Genomic DNA, 2,556 nt, shown 5'->3' on the forward strand with positions numbered 1-2,556 from the left:
ACACAACACGAGCACCAGCAACCGCCTTCAAGCTACAGGCAAGAGCGTCATGCGGCCGGAGTTGACGGGAAGCTCCCTAGGGAATTGTTAGGCCGTGTGCCAATCATGCTTGACGGTTCTGAGTGAGCTGTTGAACAGCTTTGCGAACATCTTGCGCATCATAGTGAACCGAAATCACCACAGCCGCGATGACAAAATAGCCAAGTCCTACGGACAGACCGAAATCCATACCCAATAAGATCGCGGGCCCAAGAGAGAAGAGGAGAGTCCAGAACAACTTGATGGCGCTATCAGTTACGTTGTTGGATGCTTGAGTCACGAGATACTCCGCGGCCCTTAAAGTTTAAAAATAGCTACAGCAGCAACCACAACAAGCAACGTGTAGTTGACCACCACAAGAGCATGAATATCCTCACGCAAATGGCGGATGTGCCAGCGAAGCTGTTGCTCAGATGGAGCCTCATGCATGTCGTTGCGACGGATCTCTGCCTCTAGCCAGTTTCGGCGAAACAGCCAGACGCCGAAAGCAATGATGCCGACAAAGAATGCAATCCCCTTGATTGTCTCCACGATACTTCCCCTTGCGAAACAGTTCTTCTAGCGGCCTAACGCCTAAGTTAAGCCGCGCCGCGTAGTGGAGGCAACCACATGGCAAGCTGTATCCGCCATGTGGTTGACGTAACGAAGCGGTGTCGGCTTGAACGCATTGTTAGGCCGCGCCACTGGGGCTCTCGGCTTGCTCTTCATGAACTACAAGGAAGTCAGAGATGGCCAAGCCGTACTCACGGTGGGCTTGCGCGAACGCTGCCTCCAGATCTTCGTGCCAGGTATCGCCGCAGAAATCTCCAGATTTGGTGTACCGATACATCATGCAGTACTCCTTCCCCGGCTCAGGCTCTATCTCCACAAGATCCGGTAGAGGCATAGCGTGACCCCGAACCAGTTCACCCCCAGTGATGTGGCCGACAGTGTGCATGTCAGCGCGCCTGAACTCTTTGGTTCTTGCGACATACTTCATAGCGGCCTAACGCCTAAGTTAAGCCGCGCCGCGTAGTGGAGCCAAGCACATGGCAAGCTGTACCTGCCATGTGCTTGGCGGAACGAAGCGGTGTCGGCTTGAACGCATTGTTAGGGCTCAACGTGGCCTTCCCATGGAAGCGTTGGCAACGCACGAAGCGCCTCGGCATATCTGGAAGCAACGAACTCTCGTCCCTCTTGAACGACGGCAAAGACCTCGCACGCTATGACACATGCAATGAGTCTACGAGCCTCCTGCTCCGAATGTCCGTCCGCCAGCAAACGCGCAAGCGCCTCGCCGGCCTCCGGAGGATTGCCCTCCGCGAGTTGATTGTCGAGGATCTCGAAGATTGCTTTCCGGGCAATGTCTGAGTCGCTGTCCATGAGGCCTAACGCCTGAATTAAGCCGCGCCGCGAAGCGGCGTCGGCTTGAATGAACTGTTAGGGCCCGCAGGTTAACAAAGTAAGTGCAACACCCACACCGCCCGAAGATGGAGAGGTGAGCTGGCAGACTGGAGGGGATCACTCCGGCAAGAGACGATCCCTCATGTACCACCAGCTCACCGAGCAAGAACGATACACCCTGTCCGTGCTCCACCGCGACGGGCAGTCACTGCGGACCATCGCCCGGATCCTGGACCGATCGCCCAGCACGATTAGCCGCGAGATCCAGCGCAACCGCTGCCATCGTACCGACGGTGCCTACCGGCCCAGCAAGGCCCAGCAGCGCACCAACGGCCGGCGACGGCGGACCCGGCAGGTCAGGCAGCACGACGCCGACATCTATGGACGCATCGAGGCCCTACTGCGCTATGCGCAGTGGAGTCCAGAGCAGATCGCCCGATGGTTGGCGCTCCACGGCGTCGTGCGGATCAGCCATATGACGATCTACCGGCATGTTCATCGCGACCGGCTCGCGGGAGGCCAGCTGCGCTCCTGCCTGCGCCAGGGCGGCAAGCGAAGACGCAAGCGCACCTTTGGCCCGGAACGCCGGGGAAAGCTCCATGGCAAGCCAATGATCGACAGTCGCCCCGCGGAAGTCGAAGGCCGGCAAGAGGTCGGCCACTGGGAAGGCGACACCGTGGTTGGCACGGCCAGCGAGCGCGTGTGCCTGTTGACGCTGGTCGAGCGCTGCACCGGCGTGGCCCTGGTGGTCAGATTGCCCCACCGGACGGTCAAAGCGGTCAACCGTGCAGCGTTGGATGCGATCCAGCGCAGCGGCCTGCCGTTCAAGACCATCACCTGGGACAACGGTACCGAGTTCCACGGCTACCGCGCGCTCGAACAAGCAACAGGCGTTCTCTGCTACTTCGCCTATCCACACCGCCCCTGGGAGCGCGGCAGCAACGAGAACTTCAACGGCCTGCTACGCCAGTACCTGCCCAAGGGGAGGAGCCTGGCAAGAACCACACAAGCCGACTGCAACCGAATTGCGCATAAACTCAACACGAGGCCGAGGAAACGACATGGCTACAAGACCCCGATCGAACGAATGCAGGAACTCTCAGGGGTGTTGCACTTGGGGTGTTAATTCACCCG

Annotated in this window: 3 protein-coding genes; 1 reads left to right on the top strand and 2 read right to left on the bottom strand. The window is 59.0% G+C overall.

Annotation, left to right across the window (positions count from 1 at the left end):
* Positions 1-103 precede the first annotated feature (103 nt).
* Positions 104-319, bottom strand: coding sequence for a hypothetical protein (locus H0E84_RS11175; protein ID WP_180678729.1), 216 nt, complete (start codon positions 317-319; stop codon positions 104-106).
* 17 nt (positions 320-336) lie between these two features.
* Positions 337-570, bottom strand: a complete 234-nt coding sequence (locus H0E84_RS11180; RefSeq protein WP_180678730.1) for a hypothetical protein — start codon at positions 568-570, stop codon at positions 337-339.
* A 994-nt stretch (positions 571-1,564) separates the two neighbouring features.
* Here H0E84_RS11180 and H0E84_RS11185 point away from each other — a divergent pair.
* Complete coding sequence (locus H0E84_RS11185; protein ID WP_180678154.1) at positions 1,565-2,548, top strand: IS30 family transposase; 984 nt, start codon at positions 1,565-1,567, stop codon at positions 2,546-2,548.
* The last annotated feature ends 8 nt before the right edge of the window (positions 2,549-2,556 follow it).

The sequence above is a fragment of the Luteimonas salinisoli genome (assembly GCF_013425525.1).
GTDB classification, from domain to species: domain Bacteria; phylum Pseudomonadota; class Gammaproteobacteria; order Xanthomonadales; family Xanthomonadaceae; genus Luteimonas; species Luteimonas salinisoli.